This window comes from Bradyrhizobium sp. HKCCYLRH2015, assembly GCF_051168215.1.
Classification (GTDB): Bacteria; Pseudomonadota; Alphaproteobacteria; order Rhizobiales; family Xanthobacteraceae; genus Bradyrhizobium.
Genome location: NZ_JBNPUO010000005.1, coordinates 94122 through 118743, shown reverse-complemented (window position 1 = coordinate 118743; position 24622 = coordinate 94122). Strand labels below are relative to the sequence as shown.

Genomic DNA, 24622 nt, shown 5'->3' with positions numbered 1-24622 from the left:
CGGTTGCACGGCGCGGGCGCCCGGCGCCAATGAAAAATTGACTCCGAAAAAAATCCAGCGCCCGGCTTCGCGAAATCTCAACCAATTAAGCCCAATGCAAGCAGTCGCGACATAGAACAATCAGCTGCGATCCCGTTGCGCGATTTGAGCACGCGAGATCAGCAGCACGGTCGGGGTTGCGTGATGTTCTTTCTGCTTCGGATGGCATTCTGGCTCGGACTCGTGCTGGTGCTGCTGCCGCGCGAGAAGAGCCCGGACGCCGACAAGCTGCCGCAGATCAATGCGCACGAAGCCGTGCAGGCCGCGACCGCGGCCGTCTCCGACATGAGCCAGTTCTGCAAGCGCCAGCCGCAGGCCTGCGAGGTCGGCGGCCAGGCCGCGACCGTGATCGGCCACCGCGCCCAGGAAGGCGCGCGCAAGATCTACCAGATCATCACCGACAAGGCCGAAGGCGCGGAGAAGCCCGCCGGCGCCGACAAGTTCATCGGCCCGGTGAAGCCGGCCAGTCTCGACAAGCGCGGCAACGATCACACCGGCTCGATCGACGCCCCCGTGCTCGAGGAGATTCCGCCGGGCGACGCGCCGGCCGATACGCTCTCGACCGACGATCTCGCCGTCGAATGGCATCTGCCGCCGACGCCCTGAACCGGCGGAACCGACTGTCGCTTTCGTCGTCCCGAACGCCTATATGAAAGCCGACATCGGGACCGAAGAGCATCATGACGATCGACGACATCCGCGACAATTTCGCCCTGCTCGACGACTGGGACGACCGCTACCGCTACGTGATCGAGCTCGGCCGCACCCTGGCCCCGATGCCGGAGGACGAGCACTCCGCCGCGAACAAGGTGCAGGGCTGCGCCAGCCAGGTCTGGCTGTCCAAGCACGTCGATCACAGCAGCGCCGTGCCGGTCCTGAACTATCTCGGCGACAGCGACGCCCATATCGTTCGCGGCCTGATCGCAATTCTGCTGACGCTGTATTCGGGGCGGACGCCGCAGGAGATCATGACCATCGATGCGCCCGCGGTGTTCGACGAGCTCGGGTTCCGCGAGCATCTGACGCCGCAGCGCTCCAACGGCCTGCGCTCGATGGTCGAGCGCATCCGCGCCGACGCCCGCGAGGCGCTCGCCGCAGCGTCCTGATCGGCTCGGCTACTTTTCCCGCTCGGGCCGCTGCTGGCCCAGGCCCATCTTCTTGGCAAGCTGCGAGCGGGTGACCGCGTAGTTCGGCGCCACCATCGGATAGTCCGGCGGCAGGTTCCATTTGTCGCGGTATTGTTCCGGCGTCATGTTGTACTGCGTGCGCAGATGTCGCCGCAGCGACTTGAAGCGCTTGCCGTCCTCGAGGCAGACTAGATAGTCCGGATGAATCGATTTCTTCACCGGCACCGCCGGCCGCGCCGGCTCCGGCGCGGGCTCGCTTCGTCCCGCTGCGACCCGCGTGAGCGCCGCATGCACCTGGCTGATCAGAGAGGGAATCTCCGCCGCCGGGGTCGGGTTGTTGCTGAGATAGGCCGACACGATGTCGGCCGTCAGATCGATAAAGCTCTTGCCGACCGCTTCGGTCATTGACCCCTCATCCCGCTCCGCCCTGTGACCGTCGATCGCAAGTATCCCTCGATCGCAAGTATCACTCGCGCCGAGTGGCAGCGTTGTCTCGCGATTCTGCAAGCAATATGGGCAAATGACTGGCAAAATGACAAGATAGTGAGGACTTCTTCTTGAGAAGTCTGTCACCCGCCAAGTACTGTGTACCGTATGCCAGCCGGGTTCAACCTGACCGTGTGATCCCGCTGCCTCAGGTCCGGCCTTCGAGATGGGCGCGCAGCTCGTCGATCGACGCAAAGCGCATCATCCCTTCGGGCATCTGCGCCTCGATCGAGCCGTCGGAATAGAGCGAATAGGCCATCCCATCCACCACGCCCGACTTGACGATGCTGACGGCCGGCGCGTCCAGATCCTTCGGCTCAGGCGGCGGCGGCTCGGGATCGACGAAGGCCGGGGCGGCCCGCGCCAGGCGCCGCGGGAACGGCGGGCGCAGAGGCTCCGGCGTCCGCTCCGGTCGCGACCAGCCGTCCGACGCGCCCGGCTCGGTCGCGGCAGGTTCGTCCAGCGGCACGGGCGGCGGGGCGCTGAGGGGCGGTGACCGGAAATCCGTCGGCAGCGGCTCGGCGCCGCGCTTCTCCGCGCGGTCCCGCTCCCGGCGCGACGACGCAAACAGCAGGTTGCGCTTGGGCCGCTCGGCGGGTTCGGACGGCGACTCGGCGGGATCCCGCAAGGACTCGGAGGCGCGCAGCGAGCTTGACAAGGGAGACGAGGACAGCGGTGAGGACGACGACAGCCCCGAGGACAAGGGGGCCGACAGGTCCGGCATGCGGGGACGCGGACGCGGCGAACCGCCTTCGCGCCAGACATCTTCTGTCGGCGGCACCGGGGCGGTCTCGAAGTCGGTCGTCCCGGCGGCAGGCGGGAGCTGCAGGGGCCTGGCCTCGGACTCGGCGCCCGAACGCGACCTCAGCCGGCTCGAAATCACCTTCAGCTCGTTGAGGACGGCCGCCAGTCCGAACAGGATCAGCCCGCTGCACACGCCAAGGGTCCCCGACAGGATCAGCGTATTACCGACGCTGAACTCCTTGACCGGAATTCCCCAGGCGATCGCCCCGAGCCCGGCCAACACGGCGAGGGCCCCGGCGGCCAACATTGCACTCATCATCGAACTCATCCCCTAATGCGCCGGTTCCGGGCGGTGTCCCGACCGAAATCACATTAGATAGCTGCGGTTGCGCGCGTCCTTGAATCCGGTTTCTAGTCCAAATCCGCGACGATTTGCAGCGGAAGTTCGTCCAAGACCGCCGAAGTTCGTATCCGACCTGCGCCGCCCGCCACGATCCCGCCACAATACGGTTCAGCCAACCCTCGGAATTCCTGGAGGTTCCTCTCGGGTTCTCCCGGTCCTTCTGGTTCAGCGGGCGTTCATTTGGCTGTGCCAATATGGCGCTTAGCAGCCGAAATTCGGGTCCCCGCTGCGCTGCGACAAGGCGTGCCTCCCATATTTTCGACACCTCCGAACACGGGACGCGCTATACGCAGGCGGGGAACACAAGCCTGAAACGCGGAAGCGGGGTCGCCAGGGGACGCCGGGTCACACTCAGCCATGACAACGATAACCACTTCGGTCCTCGAGACGCCGACGCGGCGGTCCCTCGAGCGGACGTATGACGATCTCGCCGTGTTCGTGCTCGCCGCAGTCGCGGTGGTGGCCGGACTGACGTTCCGGGATTACGGCCTCGGCTGGGACGATTACACCCATGCCGAATATGCCGATCTGTTGCTGCGCATGTACGGCTCCGGTTTCAGGGACCAGGCGGCGCTGTCGTTCGCCAACCTCTATATGTACGGTGGCGGCTTCGACATGGTTGCAGCCCTGCTGCACAAGATCATGCCGCTGGAATTGTTCGAGACCCGCCGGCTGGTCGGGGCCATCGTCGGGCTGATTGGCCTCGGCGTGACCTGGCGCCTGGCGCGCCGCATCGGCGGCCCCGTGGCCGGCCTCGCCGCGCTGCTGCTGCTGGCGCTCTGCCCGATCTTCTACGGCCACATGTTCATGAACCCGAAGGACGCGCCCTTCGCGGTCGCCATGGTGGTGCTGCTGATGGGCCTCGTGCGCCTTGCCGAGGAGTATCCCTACCCCTCGCCACGCACCATCCTGATCATCGGCCTCGGCGCCGGCTTCTCGATCGGCTCGCGGATCCTCGGCGGCATGGCCGTGGTCTACGCCATGGTCGGCTTCATGCCGCTGTTCATGGAGGAGTACCGCACGCAAGGGCCCCGCGAGGCGATCCGCCGCTTCGCCCACGTGCTCTACGTGCTGATCCCCGGCCTGATCCTGGGCTACCTGATCATGGGGTTGATTTGGCCGTGGTCGATCATCGAACCGGCCAACCCGTTCCGGGCCCTGACCTACTTCTCGCATTTCTTCGAGAAGCCGTGGAAGGAGATGTTCGACGGGGCGCTGGTCTCGGTGCCCGACATGCCCTGGTCGTATCTGCCGACGCTGTTCGCGCTGCAACTGCCCGAACTGATGATCGCGCTGTTCGTCGCCGGCGTCGTCGCCTCGATCATGTCGCTGTCGCGGCCCGACATGCCGGCGCGCCAGAAGAGCATCCTGTTGATGCTGACCCTGGCGGCGACGCTGCCGATCCTGATCGCGATCGTCAAACGCCCGGCGCTCTACAACGGCATCCGCCATTTCGTGTTCGTGATCCCGCCGATGGCGCTGCTCGGCGGCATCGCCTTCTCCTGGCTTCTGTCGTGGCTCAACGCCGACGAGCGCCGGAGCTGGCAGCCGGTGGCGATCGCCGCGTTCTGCTTCGGCCTGCTGCTGCCGCTGGCGGAGATGATCCGGCTGCATCCCTATCAGTACACCCACTTCAACTTCATCGCCGGCACCGTGCGCGAGGCCGACACCCGCTTCATGCTCGACTATTGGGGGCTGGCGCTGAAGCAGGCCTCCGACGGGCTGAAGGAACAGCTCGACGAGCGCCAGGAGGTGCCGCCGATCGGGCACAAATGGAAGGTCGCGGTCTGCGGCCCGCAGCGCCCCGCCCAGGTCGCGCTCGGCCCCGATTTCACCATCGGCTGGGACAGCCATGCGGCCGACTTCGCCATGACGCTCGGCGAGTTCTACTGCAAGGGACTGACGGCCCCGGTCATGGTCGAGATCAAGCGCGATGACGTCGTGTTTGCCCGGGTCTACGACATCCGCGGCCGCAGCATCTCCAGCCTGCTGTCGATCCCGGCGCCCTGAGCGGCGCACTCGGCCAAACGGCATGACTGCCCCCCTGCCCCGCGCCTTGTCGCGCGGCGGCGAGCCGCTTAGGCTCCGGTCAACCCAGGAAATCGGAGAATGCCATGTCGCCAGCCGAAGCGCGCCTCAAGGAAGTGCCGTCGAACATGACCGAGGCCGAATGGTCGCAGCGGGTCAATCTCGCCGCCGCCTACCGGCTGGTGGCGCTGTTCGGCTGGGACGACCTGGTGGACACTCACATCTCCGCCCGCGTGCCCGGCCCCGAGCATCACTTCCTGATCAACCCCTATGGCCTGCTGTTCGAGGAGATCACCGCCTCCAGCCTGATCAAGGTCGACCTCTACGGCAATCAGTTGTCCGAGAGCGAGTACAGCATCAATCCCGCCGGGTTCACCATCCATTCCGCGATCCACGAGGTCCGCGAGGATGCCGGCTGCGTGATCCATCTGCACACGCTGGACGGCGTCGCCGTGTCGAGCTGCGCCGACGGCCTGCTGCCGCTGAACCAGATCGCGCAATACGTGACCCACGACCTCGCCTATCACGACTATGAAGGCGTGGCGCTGGACCATGACGAGCGGCCGCGGCTGCAGCACGACCTCGGCAGCAAGAACCACATGCTGCTGCGCAATCACGGCACGCTGACGGTCGGCCGCTCCGTCGCCTCCGCCTTCGAGCGCATGTATCATCTGGAGCGCGCCTGCTCGATCCAGGTGCGCACCCGCACGCTCGGTCCCTCGGCCTATCCGGTGCGCGACGAGGTCATCGACAAGAACGCGAAGCTGTTCGACAACGAGGATCGCGTCGAGCTGCGCTCCAATCAGTTGGTGTGGCCGCCGCTGCTGCGCCGGCTCGATCGCGTCAACCCGGGCTACCGGAATTGATTTTTCGCCGATGATCGGCTAGCCTGGGTTCATCACCCTCTACGCTTTCGGAGTCAAACGCCGCCCAATTCCGGGCGGCGTTTTCATTCGTCCGGCGATGTCCCTCGTCAGCAGCACCCGGCCCGAGCCGAGCCATGCCGCTCGGCCGGGCCGTGCACTTGCCGCAGCTCCTCGGCCAGCCGGCGCTCGACGAAGCGCCGCTCGTGCTCGGCGAGGTGGGTGGCAAGCAGCTTGCGATAGCGCCGCACATTGGCCTCGCGCGAGAACCGCAGGCGGGCGGCGGGCCGCATCCTGCCGCTAGCGGTGCTGTCCATCGCAGCGCCATCGGCCTCGACATCGACGCGCGGAACGATGCGCATGGCCGCCCCGCCGCGCGGGCGCGGCGGCTGATCCTCGCGGTCGAGCTGACGCAGCGCGCCGAGCACATCGGCCAGATGCAGCGGCCTGGAGATGCCCGGAATCTTGCGCAGGCCCGGCTGCGACTCGACGGCATACATGTCTGACGCCCAGGACGACAGGATCAGCCGCTTCTCGGCCAGTGACAGCTTGCGATCGTTCAGCAGGTCGGCCGGCGACTCGTAGTGCGAGACCGGATGGAATCCGGCTCTGCCCGCGGTGATCGAAAAACGGTGCTCGCTCATGGCGTCTCTCCTCTTCCACTCCTTTCACAAGAGACAGATGCTGCAAGGGCGCGGGCGACACGCCGCCCGCGCCGCAACTCGAACAAGGCGTCAGGCCGCCTTCTGCTGCGCGATCTTCTCGACCGGCACTGTACCGATGGCGATGCGGCGCGGCTTCATCGCCTCGGGGATCTCGCGCACGAGCTCGATCCGCAGCAGGCCGTTGTCGAACGCCGCGTTGGTCACCTGCACGTAGTCGGCGAGATTGAACTGCCGCTTGAACGGCCGCGACGAGATGCCTTGATAGAGATATTCGCGGGTCTCCTTGTCGCCCTTGCGTCCTTCCACCGTGAGCACGTTGTGCTCGGCGGTGATCGACAGCTCGTCCGGCGCGAACCCCGCCAGCGCCAGCGAAATCTGGTAGCGGTCGTCGCCGAGCCGCTCGATGTTGTACGGGGGATAGTTGTCCTCGACCGCGCGCTGGGTCTCGTCGAGCAGATCGAACAGACGGTCGAAACCGATGGTCGAACGCCACAGCGGAGAGAAGTCGTAGGTCCTCATAGCCAAGTCCTCCTGAGAGCAAGATGGATACGAAGGAGCGCCGAGCCGATGCGGACTTCAAAGTCCCGGAGATGTCTGAGTACCAAGAGACTTGGTACAAGAGACTACTGAGTACCAGACAACCGGTCAGCGCCCAGATTTCGACCGGGCCCTGATGGCACCCGGCGCCGCCGAAGCGGCAGCAGACGAATTAGAACAACCGATATCCATTTCAAGAGGGGAAGATCGAATTTTTTGTCGTAGCCTTTTCGCGGCGCAACACCCGTCAGGCGGCCACGGCAGACAGCCGCTGCAGCCGCATCGTCGCCTCCCGGAGCACGCTGACCAGCCGGTCGCGCTCGCGCTGATCGATGTCACCGCGCGACAGCACGGCCTGGCAGTGTGCCACCACGCGCTGTTCGCTCTCGATCAGAAACCGTGTCAAGCGACGCGGATCGCCCATGCTCATGACGGAGGTCGGGTTGGGCGGCGGATGATCGTATTGCCAGGCTGGCATGATCGGGCCTGCGAGCTCGCGCTGCTGATGAGACCGGGCGGCGCGACAGCGCTCAACCACACCTCCCGTCGACCGTCGGTCCGTTCTCAGCCGGCTCACCGAATGCAATTGTGGCCGGTTGTGGACGGATTGCGGTCGTTGGCCTGATTGATAGCTGCGCGTTGTGGCCGATCCACGACCTCACGGGGCAGCGATCAGTTGTTTGTCGATATTTCTTTCGGGGAGCCGGGGGTGGCTGCGGCCAGCCGCCCCCGGCTGCATCGGATCAGAAGTCCATCGACGGCGCGGCCGCGGTGGCGTCGGCCTTCTTCGGCTTGTCCGCCACCAGCGCCTCGGTGGTGATCAGCAGCGAGGCGACCGAGGCCGCGTCCTGCAACGCGGTACGGACCACCTTGGCCGGGTCGATCACGCCGGCCTGCACCAGATCCTGGTACTCGCCGGTCGCGGCGTTGAAGCCCCAACCATAGGCATCCTTCTCCAGGAGCTTGCCGACCACCAGCGAGCCGTCCTCCCCGGCGTTCTGCACGATCTGCCGCACCGGCACCTGGATGGCGCGGCGGACGATGTCGACGCCGGCCTTCTGGTCGGCATTGGCGGTCTTGACGCCGTCGAGCACCTTGGTGGCGCGCAGCAGCGCCACGCCGCCGCCGGGCAGGATGCCCTCCTCCACCGCGGCGCGGGTGGCGTGCAGCGCATCGTCGACGCGGTCCTTGCGCTCCTTGACCTCGACCTCGGTGGCGCCGCCGACCCGGATCACCGCGACGCCGCCGGCGAGCTTGGCCAGCCGCTCCTGCAGCTTCTCGCGGTCGTAGTCGGAGGTGGTCTCCTCGATCTGCAGCTTGATCTGCTGCGCGCGGGCCTCGATGTCGGCCTTCTTGCCGGCGCCGTCGACGATGGTGGTGTTCTCCTTGTCGATCACGACCTTCTTGGCGCGGCCGAGCATCGACAAGGTCACGTTCTCCAGCTTGATGCCGAGATCCTCCGAGATCGTCGTGCCACCGGTGAGGATCGCGATGTCCTCAAGCATGGCCTTGCGGCGATCGCCGAAGCCCGGCGCCTTGACGGCCGCGATCTTCAGGCCGCCACGCAGCTTGTTGACGACCAGGGTCGCCAGCGCCTCGCCCTCGACGTCTTCAGCCACGATCAGCAGCGGCTTGCCCGACTGCACCACGGCCTCGAGCAGCGGCAGCATGGTCTGCAAGCCCGACAGCTTCTTCTCGTGGATCAGGATGTAGGGATCCTCGAGCTCGACCCGCATCTTCTCGGAGTTGGTGACGAAGTACGGCGAGACATAGCCGCGGTCGAACTGCATGCCCTCGACCACTTCCAGCTCGGTATCGAGGCTCTTGGCCTCCTCGACCGTGATCACGCCCTCGTTGCCGACCTTCTGCATGGCCTCGGCGAGGAAACGCCCGATCTCATTGTCGCCATTGGCCGAGATGGTGCCGACCTGGGCGATCTCGTCGTTGCTGGTGATCTTCCTGGCGTGCGCCTTGAGGTCCGCGACGATCGCGTCGACGGCGAGATCAATGCCGCGCTTGAGATCCATCGGGTTCATGCCGGCGGCCACCGACTTGGCGCCCTCCTTCACGATGGCCTGGGCGAGCACGGTGGCGGTCGTGGTGCCGTCGCCGGCGAGATCGGCGGTCTTCGAGGCCACCTCGCGCACCATCTGCGCGCCCATGTTCTCGAACTTGTCCTCCAGCTCGATCTCCTTGGCGACCGTGACGCCGTCCTTGGTGATGCGCGGCGCGCCGAACGATTTCTCGATCACGACATTGCGGCCCTTGGGGCCGAGCGTGACCTTCACGGCATTGGCGAGGATGTCGACGCCGCGCAGCATGCGGTCGCGCGCGTCGGTGGAAAACTTCACGTCCTTGGCAGCCATGTTCGTCGTCTCCTTTCCTTCGATGACTGTCAGTTGGGGATCAGGCGGCCTTCTTCGCCGCGGCGGGCGCGTCGATGATGCCGAGCAGGTCGCTCTCCTTCATGATCAGGAGATCCTTGCCGTCGATCTTGACCTCGGTGCCCGACCACTTCGCGAACAACACGCGGTCTCCCGGCTTGACGCCGAGGGCGACCTGCTGCCCCTGCTCGTTCCGCGCCCCCGGACCCGCGGCAACGATCTCGCCCTCCTGCGGCTTCTCCTTGGCGGTGTCGGGAATGATGATGCCGCCCTTGGTCTTCTCCTCGGCATCGATACGGCGCACGAGCACGCGGTCGTGCAGTGGACGGAAATGCATGCACATCCTCCTTTACAGATCAGCGATGTCATAAGCCTCGGGTCCCATCAGGCCCCCGGGCGAGCAACGACCTAGGAAAGCCGAACTTTTCGTTCAAGAGGGTCACGCAAATTTTTTGGCACTCTCGGGGAACGATTGCCAGCCCGGCTCTTGAACCGGGCCGGCCGCTTTCCCAGCTCTGTCGTCGCCGAAAAATCCTGATCGCGCTTGTTGGGGATCACGATGCAGCTTCCGCCTTCTCTCCGGGCCGTCCTGGCGCCTGCCATCCTGCTTTGCCTGATGACCGGGCCTGCCTTGGCCCAAATTCCCGATCTCAAGCTCGGCCGGGTGCCGACGCTCGCGCCGCTGGTCAAGGAGGTGACGCCGGCCGTCGTCAACATCTCGGTCGAGGGCAAGGTCCGCCAGGACAACCCGCTCTACCAGGACCCGCTGTTCCGCGAGTTCTTCGACGTGCCGAAGCAGGTCGAGAAGCAGATCAGCGCGACCGGCTCCGGCGTCATCGTCGATGCGCAGCGCGGCTACGTGATGACGGCCAACCACGTCGTCGAACACGTCACGACAGCGCAGATCCGCACCAAGGACGGCCGCAAATTCGCCGCCCGCCTGGTCGGGCGCGATCCCGCCACCGACATCGCGCTGCTGCAGATCAGGGACCCGATCGAGCTCAGGGCCATCGCACTCGGCGACAGCGACGCGCTCGAGGTCGGCGACTTCGTGATCGCGGTCGGCAACCCGTTCGGCCTCGGCCAGACGGTCACCTCGGGCCTCGTCAGCGCGCTCGGACGCACGGGCCTGGGCAAGCAGGGCTACGAGGATTTCATCCAGACCGACGCGGCGATCAATCCCGGCAATTCCGGCGGCGCGCTGATCAATCTGCGTGGCGAGCTGGTCGGCATCAACACCGCGATCATCTCGCCCGGCGGAGGCAATGTCGGCATCGGCTTCGCGGTGCCGATCAACATGGCGCGACGGGTGATGGAGCAGCTCGTCGCCAACGGCCGCGTCGATCGCGGCCGCATCGGCGTGACCCTGCTCGACCTCGACGCGCCGGCCGATGGCCGCATTCAAGGCGCGCGCGTCGCCGACGTCACCGTGGGCTCGCCGGCCGAACGCGCGGGGCTGCGCAAGGGCGACATCATCGTGAAGGCGAACGACATGCCGGTGCGCAGCGCCACGCAGGTGCGCAACCTGATCGGCCTCACACCGGTCGGACAGCGCGTCCGTCTCGTGTTCGAGCGCGACCGCGCGCTCGGCAATGCGACAGTGGAGGTCGCGCCGGTCGCCGAAGAACGTGCGCGTGCGCGAACCTCGGGCTGAGAATTCAACTTCAGTTCGCTGTTAGCTGCGCATACCACGTGGAGTAAATTTTTACCGTGCATCAAGCATGCAGCGAGACGCCGATACCTCCATAAACGCGTGTTAAGTGCCCTCGCGGTTAGTGCAACCCCGCGGAGGTATTGAAATGCGGGGTGATGGTTTGTCGTTCAGTTTGCCACGCTGGCGCGTGACGCGCTGGCTGGCCGACCCGGGATATCCGGTGTCATCAGATATCCGCGGCGCATTGACCGGCGAGCTCTACGGCTGCTGGTCGGTGTTCGCCGGCGGCGCCATCAACACCGTCGCCGTTGCTGCTGCGCTTGCGCTGCGCACGCCGAGCCCGCTGTTCATCACCTGGTTCGTGCTCGAGGTCGCGGTCTGCCTGTCGCGGCTGGTCGTGATGATGATCGCCTACCGCCGCGCGCGCGAGCGGCTGGCGACGCCGACCGACATCCACATCCTGCTGTCGGTGGCCTGGAGCGCCAGCGTCGGCTTCGGCGTCGGCATCAGCCTGGCGTCCGGCGACTGGGTGGCCGCGTCACTGACCTGCATCTCCTCGGCCGCCATGGTCGGCGGCATCTGCTTTCGCAATTTCAGCGCGCCGCGCCTCGTCGGCACGATGATCCTGTTCAGCATCGGCCCCGTGATCCCCGGCGTCGCGACGTCGCATGAGCCGTTGTTGTTCGCGATGTATCTGCAGATGCCGGTCTACTTCCTCGCCATGACCGGCGCGGCGTTCCGGCTCAACAGGATGCTGGTGGCGGTGATGCAGGCCAAACGCGAGAGCGACGAGCGGGCGCGGCTCGATCCGCTCACGGGTCTGTCCAATCGCGCCGGCCTGATCGATGCGCTGCAGAGCAGGCTCAACGCCGGCGGCGATCGCAGCTTTGCCGTCCTGTATCTCGACCTCGATGGCTTCAAGCCGGTCAACGACACCTTCGGTCATGCCGCAGGCGATGAGCTGCTGAAGATCGTCGGCCGGACGCTGCGGCAGACCGCCGCTCCCGACGACGTCATCGCCCGGATCGGCGGCGACGAATTCGTCGTGCTCGCCGGTGATCCGGCGATCGACCACGCGCTGGCGCTCGGCGAGCGCATCATCGAGGTGATGACCGCGCCGATGGCCATGCCGGGCGGCGCGCATGTCCAGATCGGCATCAGCATCGGCATTGCCGTCGCGCCCGAGCACGGCACCGATCCGGAAGCCCTGCTGTTCGCGGCGGACGCCGCATTGTATGAAGCGAAGTCGAGCGGCAAGTCCTGCTGGCGGCTGGCCTCCGCCGAGGCCAATCTCGCAGCGCTGCGCAAGATCGCCGGCAGCGACCCGACCGCGAGCTCGGTCGCCAGCGCTGCGTGAGCTCAGCCTCAGGACAAGGACCAGCGCCATCGTGGCCCGGATGAGCGAAGCGACATCCGGGTTCTCACACCCTGCTGCGTTGACCCCGCATGGCGCTTCGCTCATGCGGGCGACGGACAGCGAGCCCCTGTCGCCCTACCGTGGCATCTCCGCGAGCGCGGCGAGGATGCGGGCCCAGGAGCGGATGCCCTTGTGGTAGCTCTTGAGGTCGTACTTCTCATTCGGCGAATGAATGTTGTCGTCGTCGAGGCCGAAGCCGACCAGCAGTGAATCGAGACCGAGCGTCTTCTTGAAATCGGTGACGATCGGGATCGAGGCGCCCGAGCCCATCAGGATGGTCTCCTTGCCCCACTCCTCGGTCAGCGCCTGCTTGGCAGCCGCGAGCGGCTTCATGGTCCAGTCGAGCGCGATCGCAGCGCCCGCCGAATGATCGCCGAACTCGACCGAGCAGTCGCCGGGAATGCGCGCCGAGACGTAGTCGCGGAACGCCTTGCGGATCTTCAGCGGGTCCTGGCCCTCGACGAGGCGGAACGAGACCTTCGCATGCGCCAGCGACGGGATCACGGTCTTGGAGCCCTCGCCGATATAGCCGCCCCAGATGCCGTTGATGTCGCAGGTCGGTCGCGACGAGATCTGCTCGATCAGCAGACGATCCTTCTCGCCGGCGGGAATCGACAGGCCGATCGGCTTGAGAAAGCTCTCGGGCGTCAGGTTCAGCTTCTTCCACTGCTCCAGCACCTCAGGCGGAACGTCCTTCACGCCATCATAGAAGCCGGGAATGGTGATGCGGCCGTCGGCGTCGAACAGGCCGCCAAGCACTTCGGTCAGCACGCGGATCGGATTGCGCGCGCCGCCGCCGAACACGCCGGAATGCAGGTCGCGATTGGCGGCCTTGATCTTGATCTCCTCATAGAGCAGGCCGCGCAACGAGGTGGTGATCGCCGGCGTGTTCGGGTCCCACATGCCGGTGTCGCAGACCAGCGCGAAATCGGCCTTGAACTCGTCCTTGTTGGCCTCGAGGAACGGCACGAAGTTCTTGGAGCCGACCTCCTCCTCGCCTTCGATCAGCATGGTGATGTCGAGCGGCAGCGCCCCCGTCACCTTCTTCCAGGCGCGACAGGCCTCGACGAAGGTCATCAGTTGGCCCTTGTCGTCCTCGGCGCCGCGCGCGACGATGATCTTGCGGCCGTCGGCGTGATCGGCGACCACAGGCTCGAACGGCGGCCGGTGCCAGAGGTCGAGCGGATCGACCGGCTGCACGTCGTAATGACCATAGAACAGGACATGCGGCTTGGCGGCGCCATGACCGTTGCTCTTGCCGACCACGGCCGGATGGCCGGCGGTCGGGCGCACCTCGGTCGCAAAGCCGAGCGTCGCAAGATCCTTGGCGAGGTGATCGGCCGCCACCCTGCAATCGTCAGCAAAGGCCGGATCGGCCGAGATCGACTTGATGCGGATCAGCGCAAACAGCCGTTCCAGGCTGTTGTCGAAGTCGGCATCGATGTGATCGAGAACGGATTGAAGCTGCGCATTGGCCATGGCCACCGGATCCTTCGCATGTAACGGCTATTGGCCCGCTTGTAGCTCCGTTGCGCGGTCCGGGCCAGCCTCACGCAAAGGCAGAAGATGCCGCCTGCGCCGCAGTCGGCGCAGAGGACATGACAAGGCCATCACGCCGACCGGGAACAAGGCGCCCTGTCAACGCCGCAGCAGTCCACCAAGCGCGCCCCGCACGAGAGAACGGCCGATCGAGCCGCCCAGCGAGCCGCCGACCTGCTTGCCGAGATCGGCCGCGATGCCGCCGACCACCTTGTCCGTGACCGAGCGCGCGACGTTGCGCGCGATCACCTGCGTGGTCGAGAGCTGGCCGCGCTTGACATTCGTGCCGAAGATCGTGGCGGCGATGTCGCTGATCTTGCCGAGCACGCCGCCGGAGGAGGCATCCGTCGTCACGGCGGTTCCGCTAATCCGCTTCTGCAGCAGCTCGTAGGCGGACTCGGCGTCGATCGCGGTGTCGTATTTGCCCTTGACCGGGCTTGCAGCGATGACCGCCTTGCGTTCCTCCGGCGTGACCGATCCGATGCGCGCCGACGGCGGCCGGATCAGGACGCGCTCCACCATCGCCGGCGTGCCATTGCCCTCCAGGAACGACACCAGCGCCTCGCCCTTGCCGAGCTCGGTGATCACCTTGGCGGTGTCGAGCTTGGGATTGGGGCGGAAGGTGTCGGCGGCCGCGGCCACCGCCTTCTGATCGCGCGGCGTGAAGGCGCGCAGCGCATGCTGCACGCGATTGCCCAATTGACCGAGCACGCGATCGGGAACGTCGAGCGGATTCTGCGTGACGAAATAGACGCCGACCCCCTTGGAACGGATCAGACGCACCACCTGCTCGATCTTGTCCATCAGCGCCTTGGGCGCATCGTTGAACAGCAGATGCGCCTCGTCGAAGAAGAAGACGAGCTTCGGCTTGGCGACGTCGCCGACCTCCGGCAGCTCCTCGAACAGCTCCGACAGCATCCACAGCAGGAACGTCGCGTAGAGCCGCGGGTTCTGCAGCAGCCTGTCGGCGACGAGGATGTTGATCATGCCGCGGCCGTCGCGGTCGGTCTTCATGAAGTCGGTGAGCGCCAGCGCCGGCTCGCCGAAGAACTTCGTGCCGCCCTGGTTCTCGAGCACGAGCAACTGCCGCTGGATCGTGCCGACGGTCGCGCGCGTGACATTGCCGAACGACTGCGCCGCCTTCCGGATCGGCGCCAGCGGGTCGGCGTCCGCATCCGCGCCCTTCTTGGCGTCCGGAATGATGGCGTCGAGCAGCGCGCGCAGATCCTTCATGTCGATCAGGGCGAGGCCGTTCTCGTCGGCCACGCGGAACGCGACGTTGAGAACACCTTCCTGAACGTCGTTCAGGTCGAGCATCCGCGCCAGCAGCAGCGGTCCCATCTCGGTGACGGTGGCGCGCACCGGATGCCCCTGCTCGCCGAACACATCCCAAAATACCGTCGAGAACTGATCGGGTTGATAGGTGAGGCCGAGCTCGGTGGCGCGCTTGAGGATGAAGTCCTTCGCTTCGCCGGTTTGCGAAATGCCCGAGAGATCACCTTTGATATCGGAGGCGAAGACCGGAACACCGGCACGGGCAAAACCTTCGGCCATCACCTGCAGCGAGACCGTCTTGCCGGTGCCGGTCGCGCCGGTGACCAGTCCATGACGATTGGCAAGCGCAAGTGTCAACCAGGCCGGCTGCTCGCCGGCACCCACGAAGATCTTGTCGTCGGTATCAGCCAGGGGTTTTCCGGATGGTGCCATGATGATCCATCTTTCGAGAGAGAATGTTTCGCATCACACGTGGTGCGGAGCATCGCGTACGATAACATAGTTGAGTTTCGCGAGCTGGAACCAGCGTCAGGGTGCCTCACCTCTTCGCACGGCACGCACTTTTCTTAGCATTGGTGCCGCGCGATGCGCACGTTTGGTACGTAGATTCAACATCCGGTCTTGCATCGCTGCAACAGTTCATCGTCGATCGCGAATCGATTCGCGCACCAAGCCGGCTCCTCGCTTGTAATTCACGGATCGTCCGATCAAGATGAATTCAGCGAGAGGACGTCCGGTCGTGGGGGACCGGATGAGACGGGGTTCACATGAGCGAGTTGATTGAGCCGCTGGCCAGAACGGCCGGCATCAGTAAAGTCGTGGCTGAAATCATCGGCATCGGGCCTGACCTCCTCAGCGATATTGGATGGCGACGGCAGGGGCAGCAGCCGTCAGCCGGTGAACTTTTTGCGTTCGGCCGCGACCAAATCGAAGCCGATCAGTTGGCACGATCGCGACAGGCACACCCGGCCTGAGCCGGTTGCCCCAAGCCCGACCGCCTGGGCCAGATCATCTGAAGCACCTTCGCGCGCGCCGAGTATCATGACATATCCGATCACCGAACTCGAAGGCATGACGACCTTCTATGCCGCCAAGCTGAAAGCTTTGGGCATCCGGACCACCGACGCATTTCTCGAAGCCGCCCGGACCGTGAAAGGGCGCAAGGCGCTGGCCGCCAAGACCGGCATCAGCGAGCAGCAACTGCTCGATTGGGCAAACGCCGCCGATTACATGCGCATTCCCGGCATGGGCAAGGCCAAGGTCTGCCTCGTCCGCGCAGCCGGCGTGACCACCGTGCGCGAGCTGGCGCACCGCAATCCGGCCCGGCTGGCGCAGAACATCAAGGAAGTGAACACCCGGCGGAAGCTGGTTCGCATCCTGCCGTCGGAGAGGTCGGTCGGCCAGCTCATCGAAAAGGCGCGGCGGCTGGAGCCGAAGATCAGCTATTGATCGGCTCTGGATTGACCGCGCTTGTGCAGTGCGACACCTTGACTTGACGGTGCCAACCGCGCAAAGCGGCGCCCATGAGCGCCATTTCGCCGCACTCCGCCCCGGACCTCGCGTCGAGCCACCCGCTGCTGCGGCCGTGGCTTTCGCGTCCATTCCCGGCGGTGATGGGCATTCTCAACGTCACACCGGATTCGTTCTCGGACGGCGGCCGTTTCGATGCGCCGGAACGGGCGATCGCGCAGGCCGAGCGCATGATCGCGGCCGGCGCCGACATCATCGACATCGGCGCCGAGTCGACCCGCCCCTACAAGGGCGCGGTGCCGGTCACGGCCGAGGAGGAACTGGCGCGCCTGCGACCGATCCTGCCTGCGATCGTCGCACTCGGCGTGCCCGTGTCGATCGACAGCATGAAATCTCAAGTTGCAGGTTACGCGCTGGACCATGGTGCCGCGATCGCCAATGATGTGTGGGGCCTGCAGCGCGATCCCGCGATGGCCACGGTCGTCGCCGCGCATGGCGCGCCGGTCGTGGTGATGCACAACCGTGCTGCCGTCGATCCGGAGATCGACATCATCGAAGACATGCTGGGCTTCTTCACGCGCTCGCTGGACATCGCGGCCAAGGCCGGCATCCCCATTGGGAACATCGTGCTCGATCCCGGTATCGGCTTCGGCAAGACGCCGCAGCAGAGCATGACGGCGCTGGCCCGGCTCGATGCATTCGCATGCTTCGGGCTGCCGCTGCTGGTCGGCGCATCGCGAAAACGTTTCATCAGCACCGTGGTGGCGTCGGAGCCGCAGGAGCGGCTTGGCGGCTCGATCGCGGCGCATCTGATTGCGGCTCGGCGCGGTGCTGCAATCATCCGGGCGCATGACGTCGCCGAGACGGTTCAGGCCGTGCGCGTGGCCGCGGCAATCGAGGCACTGCGATGACCGATACGATCTTCATCAAGGGCGTTCTCATCCACGCGCGTCATGGCGTGATGGAGCATGAGAGCGAGGTCGGCCAGCGCTTCGTCATCGACCTCGAACTCTACACCGATCTGTCGGACTCCTCGCGCAGCGACCGCCTCGCCGACACCGTGTCTTATTCCGACGTGGTGGAGACGGCGACGGCGGCGTTCAAGGACACCAACTACCGCCTGCTCGAACGCGCGGCCGGCGCGGTCGCCGATGCGATCCTGTCGACCTTCGCCCGCATCCGCGCCGTCAAAGTGACCGTGCACAAGCCGCATGCGCCGATCGCCGCCATCTTCGAGGATGTCGGCGTGGTGCTGACGCGCTCCCGGCATCCGTAACCCCGATGGCGAGCGCGCTGATCGCTCTCGGCGGCAATGTCGGCGACGTCAGGGCGACGTTCCGGCGCGCCATTCCGGAGATCTGCGCGCGTGCCTCGGCTGCGCTCGTTGCGCGGTCGTCCGACTACACCACGCCGCCTTGGGGCGAGGAGCAGCAGCCGACCTTCATCAATGCCTGCATCGAGATCGCAACCGCGATGCCCCCACGGCGGCTGCTCAGCGCTCTGCACGCGGTCGAACGCATGTTCGGCCGCGATCGCACGCAAGAGACGCGTTGGGGCCCGCGGACGCTCGACCTGGATCTGATCGCCTATGACGACATCGCGGTCGACACGCCCGATCTGACGCTGCCGCACCCCCGGCTGTTCGAACGCGGCTTCGTGCTGGTGCCGTTGTCCGAGATCGTGCCGGCGCGACGGATTGCCGGGCGCCGCGTCGACGAGGCCGTGCTCGCCGTTTCGCGCGACGGAATCCGGCCGCTGCCGTCAGCCGAATAGCTGACATCTCCGGCCAAACAACCGTTTGGCTTGGCCGCCCTGACGTGGCATTTTGCGCCACAACAATCGCGATAACAGACGCCCCGGGAGACGCGTACCGACATGACGACCGAGACCGACGATCTGCGACTGGCTGCCGATTTCGCTCCGGCCGGCGAGGCGGACTGGCGCAAGCTGGTCGATGGCGTGCTGAAGGGTGCGGCCTTCGAGAAGCTGGTCGGCAAGACCTATGACGGGCTCGAAATCCAGCCGATCTATCCGCGCGCCAAGCATGCCGCGCCGGTCGCGGGCCGCGCACCATCGTCGCCATGGCAGATCATGCAGCGCATCGATCATCCCGATCCGGCCAAGGCCAATGCGCAGGCGCTGATCGACCTCGAGAACGGCGCGACCGGTTTGTCGCTGGTGTTTGCCGGCTCGAATGCCGCGCATGGCTTTGGCCTCGCCGCCAACGCCGACGCGGTGGCGCGCGCGCTCGACGGCGTGCATCTCGATGCTGCGATTGCAATCGAATTGCAGCTCGGTGACTCGCTCTCGCCCGCCTCGCTTGTCGCCGATATCGTCAAGCAGCGCGGCATCACGGCCGCGGCCTGCGACATCCGGTTCGGCCTCGATCCGATCGGGGACGCCGCTGTTCGCGGCGCAAGCACGCATGACGCATCGACGCTCGGCGGCAATTCGGGCGCGCTGGTCAGGCAGCTGCACGAGGCCGGCTTCAAAGGCCCGTTCTTCGCCGCCGACGGCCGCGTCGTGCACGTCGCCGGCGGATCGGAGGCGCAGGAGCTCGCCTTCGTGCTCGCCTCTGGTGTCGCCTATCTGCGGGCGCTCGAAGCCGAAGGCATCGCGCTCGAGACCGCGCGCGGCATGATCTATGGCCGGCTCGCCGCCGACACCGATCAGTTCCTCACGCTGGCGAAATTCCGCAGCCTGCGCCGGCTGTGGGCACGCGTCGAGGAGGCGTGCGGGCTGGCACCGAAGCCGCTCTTCATCTCGGGCGAGACGGCGTGGCGCATGCTCACCCGGCGCGATCCTTACGTGAACATGCTGCGCGCCACCATCGCCGTGTTTGCGGCCGGGCTCGGCGGCGCCAACGCCGTGACGGTGCTGCCGCATACGACCGCGCTCGGCCTGCCCGACGCGTTCGCGCGCCGCGTCGCCCGCAACACGCAACTGGTGCTGCTGGAGGAAAGCAATCTCGCCCGCGTCGCCGATCCGGCCGCCGGCGCCGGCGGCGTCGAGGCGCTGACCAGCGAGCTGTGCAGCGCCGCCTGGGCCCTGTTCCAGGAGATCGAGAAGGCCGGCGGCGTGGGCGCGGCTCTGCAGACCGGGCTGATCCAGTCCAAGGTCGCCGCGGTCAAGGCGGTGCGGGATGCCAACATCGCGAGGCGCCGCGACGTGCTGACCGGCGCCAGCGAGTTTCCAAATCTCAACGAGGCCGCGGTCGCGGTCGAAGCGCTCGCACCGGTGGCGCCGCAACCGATCGACAAGGCTTCGCTCACCTTCGCCGCGCTCGCGCCGATCCGTCTCGCGGACGGTTTCGAGAAGCTGCGTGATCGCTCGGACGCGCTGTTGGAGCGCCAGGGACAGCGCCCCTCGGTGTTCCTCGCCAATCTCGGCACCGCCGCCGACTTCACCGCGCGCGCCACCTTCGCCCGCAGCTTCTTCGAGGCCGGCGGTATCGCCGCGATCGACGGCCAGGGCGGCGCCGATCCGGCCGCGCTCGCAGATGCCTACCGCGCCTCCGGCGCCGCGATCGCCTGCCTTTGCTCGTCCGACAAGGTCTATGCCGACGCCGCGGTTCCCGCTGCCAAGGCCCTTCAGGCCGCCGGCGCGCGACATATCTATCTGGCAGGCCGCGGCGGCGAACAGGAAGCTGCGCTGCGCGAGGCCGGCATCGGCAGCTTCGTCTTTGCCGGCGGCGACGCATTGAAGACGCTCGCGGACGCCTACGCGCATCTGGAGTCAGCATGACCGACGAAAGCAAACCCGTCCTCACCGGCGGCTGCCAATGCGGCGCGATCCGCTACGCGCTGATGTCGGCGCCGAGCAAGGTCAGCATCTGCCATTGTCGGATGTGCCAGAAGGCTTCGGGCGCGCCGTTCGCGTCGTTCGCTGAAATCAACAATGAGAGCTTCGCCTGGACCCGCGGTCAGCCGGCCGCGTTCCATTCCTCCTCGATCGCGATGCGCGACTTCTGCAGCCAATGCGGCACGCCCCTGAGCTTTCGCCGTATCGACGGACCGCGCATCGAGATCATGACCGGGACCTTCGACCGGCCGGACCGGGTGGTGCCGACGCGGCAATATGGCTCGGAGTCGCGGCTCGGCTGGGTGGTCGCGATCGCCAACCTGCCGAGCCAGACCACGCAGCAGAACTACGGACCGGAGAAGATGGCTGGTGTCGTCAGCCATCAGCATCCGGATCATGATTAAGCGATGAGGACACGAGGCCATGAGCCGCATTCCTGATTTCAGCGCCATCGCATTCGAACCCATCGCAGCCCCCGCGCCCGCGGGGGCCGCCGAGCCGTGGCTGACGCCGGAAGGCATTCCGGTGAAACCGGCCTATGGCGAGGCCGATCTCGCCGGCATCGACTTCCTCGACACCTGGCCCGGCATTGCGCCCTATCTGCGCGGTCCCTACCCCACGATGTATGTCAACCAACCCTGGACCGTCCGGCAATATGCCGGCTTCTCCACGGCGGAGGATTCCAACGCCTTCTACCGGCGCAACCTCGCCGCCGGCCAGAAGGGCCTGTCGGTCGCGTTCGATCTCGCCACCCATCGCGGCTATGATTCCGATCATCCGCGCGTCGGCGGCGACGTCGGCATGGCCGGCGTCGCGATCGACTCGATCTACGACATGCGCACCTTGTTCGCCGGCATTCCGCTCGACCAGATGAGCGTGTCGATGACCATGAACGGCGCGGTGCTGCCGATCCTCGCGCTGTTCGTCGTCGCCGCCGAAGAACAAGGCGTGCCGCCGGAGAAGCTGTCGGGCACCATTCAGAACGACATTCTGAAAGAGTTCATGGTGCGCAACACCTACATCTATCCGCCCTCGCCCTCGATGCGGATCATCTCCGATATCTTCGCCTTCACCTCGCAGCGGATGCCGAAGTTCAACTCGATCTCGATCTCCGGCTATCACATGCAGGAGGCCGGCGCGACGCAGGACCTCGAGCTCGCCTACACGCTCGCCGACGGCGTCGAATATCTGCGCGCCGGCATCGCGGCCGGGCTCGACGTCGACCGCTTCGCGCCGCGGCTGTCGTTCTTCTGGGCGATCGGCATGAACTTCTTCATGGAGGTCGCCAAGCTCCGCGCCGCGCGGCTTCTGTGGGCCAAGCTCCTGAAGCCGTTCAATCCGAAGGACACGCGCTCGCTGTCGCTGCGCACGCACAGCCAGACCTCGGGCTGGTCGCTGACCGCGCAGGACGTCTACAACAACGTGGTGCGCACCGCGGTCGAAGCGATGGCCGCCACGCAAGGCCACACACAGTCGCTGCACACCAACGCGCTCGACGAGGCGCTGGCGCTGCCCACCGACTTCTCCGCGCGCATCGCCCGCAACACGCAATTGTTCCTGCAGCAGGAGAGCGGCACCACCCGGATCATCGATCCCTGGGGCGGCTCGTACTATGTCGAGCGCCTCACCCGCGATCTCGCCGCGAAGGCCTGGGGCCACATCCAGGAGATCGAGGAGCTCGGCGGCATGGCCAAGGCGATCGAGGCCGGCGTGCCGAAGCTGCGCATCGAGGAGGCCTCGGCCAAGACCCAGGCGCGGATCGACACCGGCCGCCAGTCCGTCATCGGCGTCAACAAGTACAAGCCGACCGACGAGCCGCCGCTCGACGTTCTCAAGGTCGACAATTCCACCGTGCGCCGGCTGCAGATCGACAAGCTGTCGCGGCTGAAGTCCGAGCGCAAGCAGGCCGAGGTCGACGCGGCGCTGGCGGCGCTGACGCGCTCGGCCGGCGACGGCAACGGCAACCTGCTGGCGCTCGCGATCGACGCCGCGCGCGCCAAGGCGACCGTCGGCGAGATATCCGACGCGCTGGAAAAGGTGTTCGGCCGCCACCGCGCCGAGATCAAGTCCATCACCGGCGTCTACAAGCGGGAGATCGCCGCCATGTCCGGCAAAGCCGAGAAGCTGCAGGCGCTGATCGAGGCGTTCGAGGAGGCGGAAGGCCGCCGGCCGCGCATCCTCGTCGCCAAGATCGGCCAGGACGGCCACGACCGCGGCCAGAAGGTGATCGCGTCCGCTTTCGCCGACATCGGCTTCGACGTCGACATCGGGCCGCTGTTCGCCACCGCCGACGAGGCGGCGCGGCAGGCCGTCGAGAACGACGTCCACATTCTCGGCGTGTCGTCGCTCGCCGCCGCGCATCTCACCGCGGTGCCGGAGCTCAAGGCCGCGCTCAAGAAGCAGGGCCGCGAGGACATCATGATCATCGTCGGCGGCGTGGTGCCGCCGCAGGATTACGACGCGCTGTACAAGTCCGGCGCGGAAGCGATCTTCCCGCCGGGCACCGTGATCGCCGACGCCGCGGAGGAACTGATCCACAAGCTCAACGCGCGGCTCGGCCACAGCCAGGCAGCGGAATAGTTTTTCGAATCCGCGAGCGCAGCTCTCCGGCGTACGATCGTCAGATCGTGCGCCGCTACGTTTTTGCAGATGAACCTCAGCATTCCCTGGCGATACGCATCTTCATCCGCTGGATATTGATAGCCATGACCCGTTCGACACTTTGCGCCGCTGCGCTGCTTGGCCTGTTCCTGGCCGCCCCGGTCCTCGCCGCCGATCCCAAGCCGGACGCCAGCATCAACACCAAGGCGGTCGAGGCCAACGTGACGCTCGATGCCCGGATCAGGGCGGACGCGCCGCTCGCCGCCTACTGCCTCGCCGACGGCAAGAAGTGGATCGACAAGAACGCCGCTGACGCCGCCAAGGAGCGCAAGGAGGATCCGGAAACATTCCGCGACGGCAAGTGGTCGTTCGAGCGCAGATATTCCATTCGCTCGGTCGTCGCCGACCGCTACGTCAGCATCCTCCGGGACGACTACATGGACACGCGCGCCGCGCATCCCAACAGCGACGTCAACACCATCCTCTGGGACAAGGCCGCGGCCAAGCCGATCAGCATCCGCCCGTTCTTCACCGACACCGCCGACAACGGCCCCACGATGAAGGCGATGCTGAATGCGGTGATCACGTCGCTGAAGGCCGAGAAAAAGAAGCGCGACGCCACGGAGACGGCGACCGCCGAATGGTTCAAGGGGCTGGAGCCGAAGCTGCTGAAGATCGGCGCCGTGACGCTCGCTCCCTCCACGGAGGCCGGAAAGAGCTCCGGCCTGACCTTCCACTACCCGCCTTATGCGGTCGGCCCCTACGCCGAAGGCCAGTACGTCGCCTTCGTGCCGTGGGAGACGCTGAAGCCGTATCTGTCACCGGAGGGCCAGGCGATCTTCGGCGGCGCCAGGCCGAAGGGGGATGCGGAAGACCAGTGAAGCCAACCGGCGGCCGTGCAGCCGATAGCTGGATATGCTAGACTGTCCTCATGAACGACGTCGCTGACATTCGCCTCATGACGATCATCGGCCGGCTGCAGGCCCTTGCGCCGGCCCTGCGAAAGGCCGGCATCACGCGACTGTCGCTGTTCGGTTCGCGTGCGCGCGGCGACTCCCGTCCTGACAGCGACCTCGACGTTCTCGTGGAAACCACGCCCCCCGGACTCCCTCCCGCGTTCGATCACTTCAAGGCGCAGCACCTTATCGAGGACGACATCGGACTGCGCGTCCAGATCACGCAACGGGCGCTGTTGAAGCGGCGGATCGCCGATCGAATTGCTGATGACCTGATCGAGGTGTTTTGAGGTGCCTCCGACCGTCGAAGACCGGCTACGGGACATTGCCGAAGCCATTGCGGAAATCGAACAGCTTGTCGCCGGCGCCGATCTCGCGGCCTTCAGCTCTGACCGCCTGTTGCGCCTGGCAACCGAGCGCCTGCTCGAGATCATTTGCGAGGCCTCCCGCAGCATTCCAGACAGCATCAAGAGCGAGAGTCCGACCATCCACTGGCGGAAAATGATCGACTTCGGAAACCTGCTGCGGCATGCCTATCATACCACCGACGTCGCCGTCGTCTGGGATGTCATAGCCAGTGAACTGCCGGCTTTGAAAACGTTCGTCAGCGGCAAGCTCACCGACTTGAAGTAG

Annotated in this window: 26 protein-coding genes; 17 read left to right on the top strand and 9 right to left on the bottom strand. The window is 66.1% G+C overall.

Annotated features, from left to right (window positions below; translation table 11 throughout):
- The first annotated feature begins 183 nt into the window (after positions 1-183).
- Both ACQR1H_RS14585 and ACQR1H_RS14580 read left to right on the top strand, forming a co-directional pair.
- Positions 184-645: a DUF5330 domain-containing protein gene (locus ACQR1H_RS14585; protein WP_315804211.1), complete on the top strand. Its 462-nt coding sequence runs from the start codon at positions 184-186 to the stop codon at positions 643-645.
- A 74-nt stretch (positions 646-719) separates the two neighbouring features.
- Positions 720-1145 (top strand): SufE family protein, encoded by a 426-nt coding sequence (locus ACQR1H_RS14580; RefSeq protein ID WP_315804212.1) that lies wholly within the window; start codon positions 720-722, stop codon positions 1143-1145.
- A 9-nt stretch (positions 1146-1154) separates the two neighbouring features.
- Here the strand turns inward: ACQR1H_RS14580 and ACQR1H_RS14575 are convergent, their stop codons facing one another.
- Together ACQR1H_RS14575 and ACQR1H_RS14570 are read right to left on the bottom strand one after the other, a co-directional pair.
- Complete coding sequence (locus ACQR1H_RS14575) at positions 1155-1571, bottom strand: MucR family transcriptional regulator (RefSeq protein WP_315716114.1); 417 nt, start codon at positions 1569-1571, stop codon at positions 1155-1157.
- 229 nt (positions 1572-1800) lie between these two features.
- Positions 1801-2715 carry a hypothetical protein gene (locus ACQR1H_RS14570; protein WP_434907725.1) on the bottom strand — a complete coding sequence of 305 codons (915 nt, stop codon included), beginning with the start codon at positions 2713-2715 and terminating at the stop codon, positions 1801-1803.
- 441 nt (positions 2716-3156) lie between these two features.
- Here ACQR1H_RS14570 and ACQR1H_RS14565 point away from each other — a divergent pair, with 441 nt between their 5' ends.
- Positions 3157-4809, top strand: coding sequence for a glycosyltransferase family 39 protein (locus ACQR1H_RS14565; protein WP_316182575.1), 1653 nt, complete (start codon positions 3157-3159; stop codon positions 4807-4809).
- A gap of 104 nt (positions 4810-4913) precedes the next feature.
- Positions 4914-5693, top strand: a complete 780-nt coding sequence (locus ACQR1H_RS14560; protein WP_315804214.1) for a class II aldolase/adducin family protein — start codon at positions 4914-4916, stop codon at positions 5691-5693.
- Positions 5694-5800: 107 nt separating this feature from the next.
- Here ACQR1H_RS14560 and ACQR1H_RS14555 read toward each other — a convergent pair whose 3' ends face one another.
- From ACQR1H_RS14555 to groES, 5 genes are all read right to left on the bottom strand, one after another.
- A complete protein-coding gene (locus ACQR1H_RS14555) occupies positions 5801-6334 on the bottom strand; it encodes a hypothetical protein (protein ID WP_315804215.1) in 534 nt (177 codons plus the stop codon).
- Between the two features lie 90 nt (positions 6335-6424).
- Positions 6425-6874 carry an Hsp20 family protein gene (locus ACQR1H_RS14550; RefSeq protein WP_315804216.1) on the bottom strand — a complete coding sequence of 150 codons (450 nt, stop codon included), beginning with the start codon at positions 6872-6874 and terminating at the stop codon, positions 6425-6427.
- A 265-nt stretch (positions 6875-7139) separates the two neighbouring features.
- A complete protein-coding gene (locus tag ACQR1H_RS14545) occupies positions 7140-7370 on the bottom strand; it encodes a hypothetical protein (protein ID WP_315716108.1) in 231 nt (76 codons plus the stop codon).
- 265 nt (positions 7371-7635) lie between these two features.
- Entirely contained in the window at positions 7636-9258 is a 1623-nt protein-coding gene (gene groL, locus ACQR1H_RS14540; protein WP_315804217.1) for a chaperonin GroEL, read from the bottom strand.
- Between the two features lie 40 nt (positions 9259-9298).
- Complete coding sequence (gene groES, locus ACQR1H_RS14535) at positions 9299-9613, bottom strand: co-chaperone GroES (protein ID WP_316182572.1); 315 nt, start codon at positions 9611-9613, stop codon at positions 9299-9301.
- A 222-nt stretch (positions 9614-9835) separates the two neighbouring features.
- Here groES and ACQR1H_RS14530 point away from each other — a divergent pair, with 222 nt between their 5' ends.
- Positions 9836-10930 carry a trypsin-like peptidase domain-containing protein gene (locus ACQR1H_RS14530; RefSeq protein WP_434837905.1) on the top strand — a complete coding sequence of 365 codons (1095 nt, stop codon included), beginning with the start codon at positions 9836-9838 and terminating at the stop codon, positions 10928-10930.
- 145 nt (positions 10931-11075) lie between these two features.
- A complete protein-coding gene (locus ACQR1H_RS14525) occupies positions 11076-12287 on the top strand; it encodes a GGDEF domain-containing protein (protein WP_316182569.1) in 1212 nt (403 codons plus the stop codon).
- Between the two features lie 135 nt (positions 12288-12422).
- On the opposite strand, the gene ACQR1H_RS14520 is transcribed toward ACQR1H_RS14525, so the two are convergent.
- On the bottom strand, positions 12423-13826 hold the full coding sequence (locus tag ACQR1H_RS14520; protein ID WP_434883495.1) for a M20/M25/M40 family metallo-hydrolase: 1404 nt from the start codon (positions 13824-13826) through the stop codon (positions 12423-12425).
- Positions 13827-13985: 159 nt separating this feature from the next.
- Complete coding sequence (locus ACQR1H_RS14515; RefSeq protein WP_315804222.1) at positions 13986-15593, bottom strand: helicase HerA-like domain-containing protein; 1608 nt, start codon at positions 15591-15593, stop codon at positions 13986-13988.
- 335 nt (positions 15594-15928) lie between these two features.
- Between ACQR1H_RS14515 and ACQR1H_RS14510 the strand changes: the two genes are divergently transcribed.
- The 11 genes from ACQR1H_RS14510 to ACQR1H_RS14460 all read left to right on the top strand — a co-directional run bounded on the left by ACQR1H_RS14510 (position 15929) and on the right by ACQR1H_RS14460 (position 24622).
- Positions 15929-16135, top strand: coding sequence for a hypothetical protein (locus ACQR1H_RS14510; RefSeq protein WP_315804223.1), 207 nt, complete (start codon positions 15929-15931; stop codon positions 16133-16135).
- Positions 16136-16202: 67 nt separating this feature from the next.
- Positions 16203-16610: a DUF4332 domain-containing protein gene (locus ACQR1H_RS14505; RefSeq protein ID WP_315804224.1), complete on the top strand. Its 408-nt coding sequence runs from the start codon at positions 16203-16205 to the stop codon at positions 16608-16610.
- A gap of 74 nt (positions 16611-16684) precedes the next feature.
- Positions 16685-17542: a dihydropteroate synthase gene (gene folP, locus ACQR1H_RS14500; protein ID WP_315804225.1), complete on the top strand. Its 858-nt coding sequence runs from the start codon at positions 16685-16687 to the stop codon at positions 17540-17542.
- On the top strand, positions 17539-17907 hold the full coding sequence (gene folB / locus ACQR1H_RS14495; protein WP_315804226.1) for a dihydroneopterin aldolase: 369 nt from the start codon (positions 17539-17541) through the stop codon (positions 17905-17907). Before folP ends, folB begins: the two co-directional genes overlap by 4 nt.
- Positions 17908-17912: 5 nt before the next feature.
- A complete protein-coding gene (gene folK, locus ACQR1H_RS14490; protein WP_315804227.1) occupies positions 17913-18404 on the top strand; it encodes a 2-amino-4-hydroxy-6-hydroxymethyldihydropteridine diphosphokinase in 492 nt (163 codons plus the stop codon).
- A gap of 102 nt (positions 18405-18506) precedes the next feature.
- Positions 18507-20375, top strand: a complete 1869-nt coding sequence (locus tag ACQR1H_RS14485; RefSeq protein WP_315804228.1) for a methylmalonyl-CoA mutase subunit beta — start codon at positions 18507-18509, stop codon at positions 20373-20375.
- Entirely contained in the window at positions 20372-20836 is a 465-nt protein-coding gene (locus tag ACQR1H_RS14480) for a GFA family protein (RefSeq protein WP_315804229.1), read from the top strand. Before ACQR1H_RS14485 ends, ACQR1H_RS14480 begins: the two co-directional genes overlap by 4 nt.
- A gap of 19 nt (positions 20837-20855) precedes the next feature.
- Positions 20856-23012: a methylmalonyl-CoA mutase gene (gene scpA / locus ACQR1H_RS14475; RefSeq protein ID WP_434837901.1), complete on the top strand. Its 2157-nt coding sequence runs from the start codon at positions 20856-20858 to the stop codon at positions 23010-23012.
- A gap of 125 nt (positions 23013-23137) precedes the next feature.
- Positions 23138-23914 (top strand): RsiV family protein, encoded by a 777-nt coding sequence (locus ACQR1H_RS14470; RefSeq protein ID WP_316182550.1) that lies wholly within the window; start codon positions 23138-23140, stop codon positions 23912-23914.
- Between the two features lie 50 nt (positions 23915-23964).
- Entirely contained in the window at positions 23965-24279 is a 315-nt protein-coding gene (locus tag ACQR1H_RS14465) for a nucleotidyltransferase family protein (protein ID WP_315804232.1), read from the top strand.
- A gap of 1 nt (position 24280) precedes the next feature.
- Positions 24281-24622, top strand: a complete 342-nt coding sequence (locus ACQR1H_RS14460; RefSeq protein ID WP_315804233.1) for a HepT-like ribonuclease domain-containing protein — start codon at positions 24281-24283, stop codon at positions 24620-24622.

Coding starts and splice junctions, on each gene's coding strand:
- ACQR1H_RS14585 (WP_315804211.1), top strand. CDS start 184: ATGTTCTTTCTGCTTCGGATGGCATTCTGGCTCGGACTCGTGCTGGTG.
- ACQR1H_RS14580 (WP_315804212.1), top strand. CDS start 720: ATGACGATCGACGACATCCGCGACAATTTCGCCCTGCTCGACGACTGG.
- ACQR1H_RS14575 (WP_315716114.1), bottom strand. CDS start 1,571: ATGACCGAAGCGGTCGGCAAGAGCTTTATCGATCTGACGGCCGACATC.
- ACQR1H_RS14570 (WP_434907725.1), bottom strand. CDS start 2,715: ATGATGAGTGCAATGTTGGCCGCCGGGGCCCTCGCCGTGTTGGCCGGG.
- ACQR1H_RS14565 (WP_316182575.1), top strand. CDS start 3,157: ATGACAACGATAACCACTTCGGTCCTCGAGACGCCGACGCGGCGGTCC.
- ACQR1H_RS14560 (WP_315804214.1), top strand. CDS start 4,914: ATGTCGCCAGCCGAAGCGCGCCTCAAGGAAGTGCCGTCGAACATGACC.
- ACQR1H_RS14555 (WP_315804215.1), bottom strand. CDS start 6,334: ATGAGCGAGCACCGTTTTTCGATCACCGCGGGCAGAGCCGGATTCCAT.
- ACQR1H_RS14550 (WP_315804216.1), bottom strand. CDS start 6,874: ATGAGGACCTACGACTTCTCTCCGCTGTGGCGTTCGACCATCGGTTTC.
- ACQR1H_RS14545 (WP_315716108.1), bottom strand. CDS start 7,370: ATGCCAGCCTGGCAATACGATCATCCGCCGCCCAACCCGACCTCCGTC.
- groL (WP_315804217.1), bottom strand. CDS start 9,258: ATGGCTGCCAAGGACGTGAAGTTTTCCACCGACGCGCGCGACCGCATG.
- groES (WP_316182572.1), bottom strand. CDS start 9,613: ATGCATTTCCGTCCACTGCACGACCGCGTGCTCGTGCGCCGTATCGAT.
- ACQR1H_RS14530 (WP_434837905.1), top strand. CDS start 9,836: ATGCAGCTTCCGCCTTCTCTCCGGGCCGTCCTGGCGCCTGCCATCCTG.
- ACQR1H_RS14525 (WP_316182569.1), top strand. CDS start 11,076: ATGCGGGGTGATGGTTTGTCGTTCAGTTTGCCACGCTGGCGCGTGACG.
- ACQR1H_RS14520 (WP_434883495.1), bottom strand. CDS start 13,826: ATGGCCAATGCGCAGCTTCAATCCGTTCTCGATCACATCGATGCCGAC.
- ACQR1H_RS14515 (WP_315804222.1), bottom strand. CDS start 15,593: ATGGCACCATCCGGAAAACCCCTGGCTGATACCGACGACAAGATCTTC.
- ACQR1H_RS14510 (WP_315804223.1), top strand. CDS start 15,929: ATGAGCGAGTTGATTGAGCCGCTGGCCAGAACGGCCGGCATCAGTAAA.
- ACQR1H_RS14505 (WP_315804224.1), top strand. CDS start 16,203: ATGACATATCCGATCACCGAACTCGAAGGCATGACGACCTTCTATGCC.
- folP (WP_315804225.1), top strand. CDS start 16,685: ATGAGCGCCATTTCGCCGCACTCCGCCCCGGACCTCGCGTCGAGCCAC.
- folB (WP_315804226.1), top strand. CDS start 17,539: ATGACCGATACGATCTTCATCAAGGGCGTTCTCATCCACGCGCGTCAT.
- folK (WP_315804227.1), top strand. CDS start 17,913: ATGGCGAGCGCGCTGATCGCTCTCGGCGGCAATGTCGGCGACGTCAGG.
- ACQR1H_RS14485 (WP_315804228.1), top strand. CDS start 18,507: ATGACGACCGAGACCGACGATCTGCGACTGGCTGCCGATTTCGCTCCG.
- ACQR1H_RS14480 (WP_315804229.1), top strand. CDS start 20,372: ATGACCGACGAAAGCAAACCCGTCCTCACCGGCGGCTGCCAATGCGGC.
- scpA (WP_434837901.1), top strand. CDS start 20,856: ATGAGCCGCATTCCTGATTTCAGCGCCATCGCATTCGAACCCATCGCA.
- ACQR1H_RS14470 (WP_316182550.1), top strand. CDS start 23,138: ATGACCCGTTCGACACTTTGCGCCGCTGCGCTGCTTGGCCTGTTCCTG.
- ACQR1H_RS14465 (WP_315804232.1), top strand. CDS start 23,965: ATGAACGACGTCGCTGACATTCGCCTCATGACGATCATCGGCCGGCTG.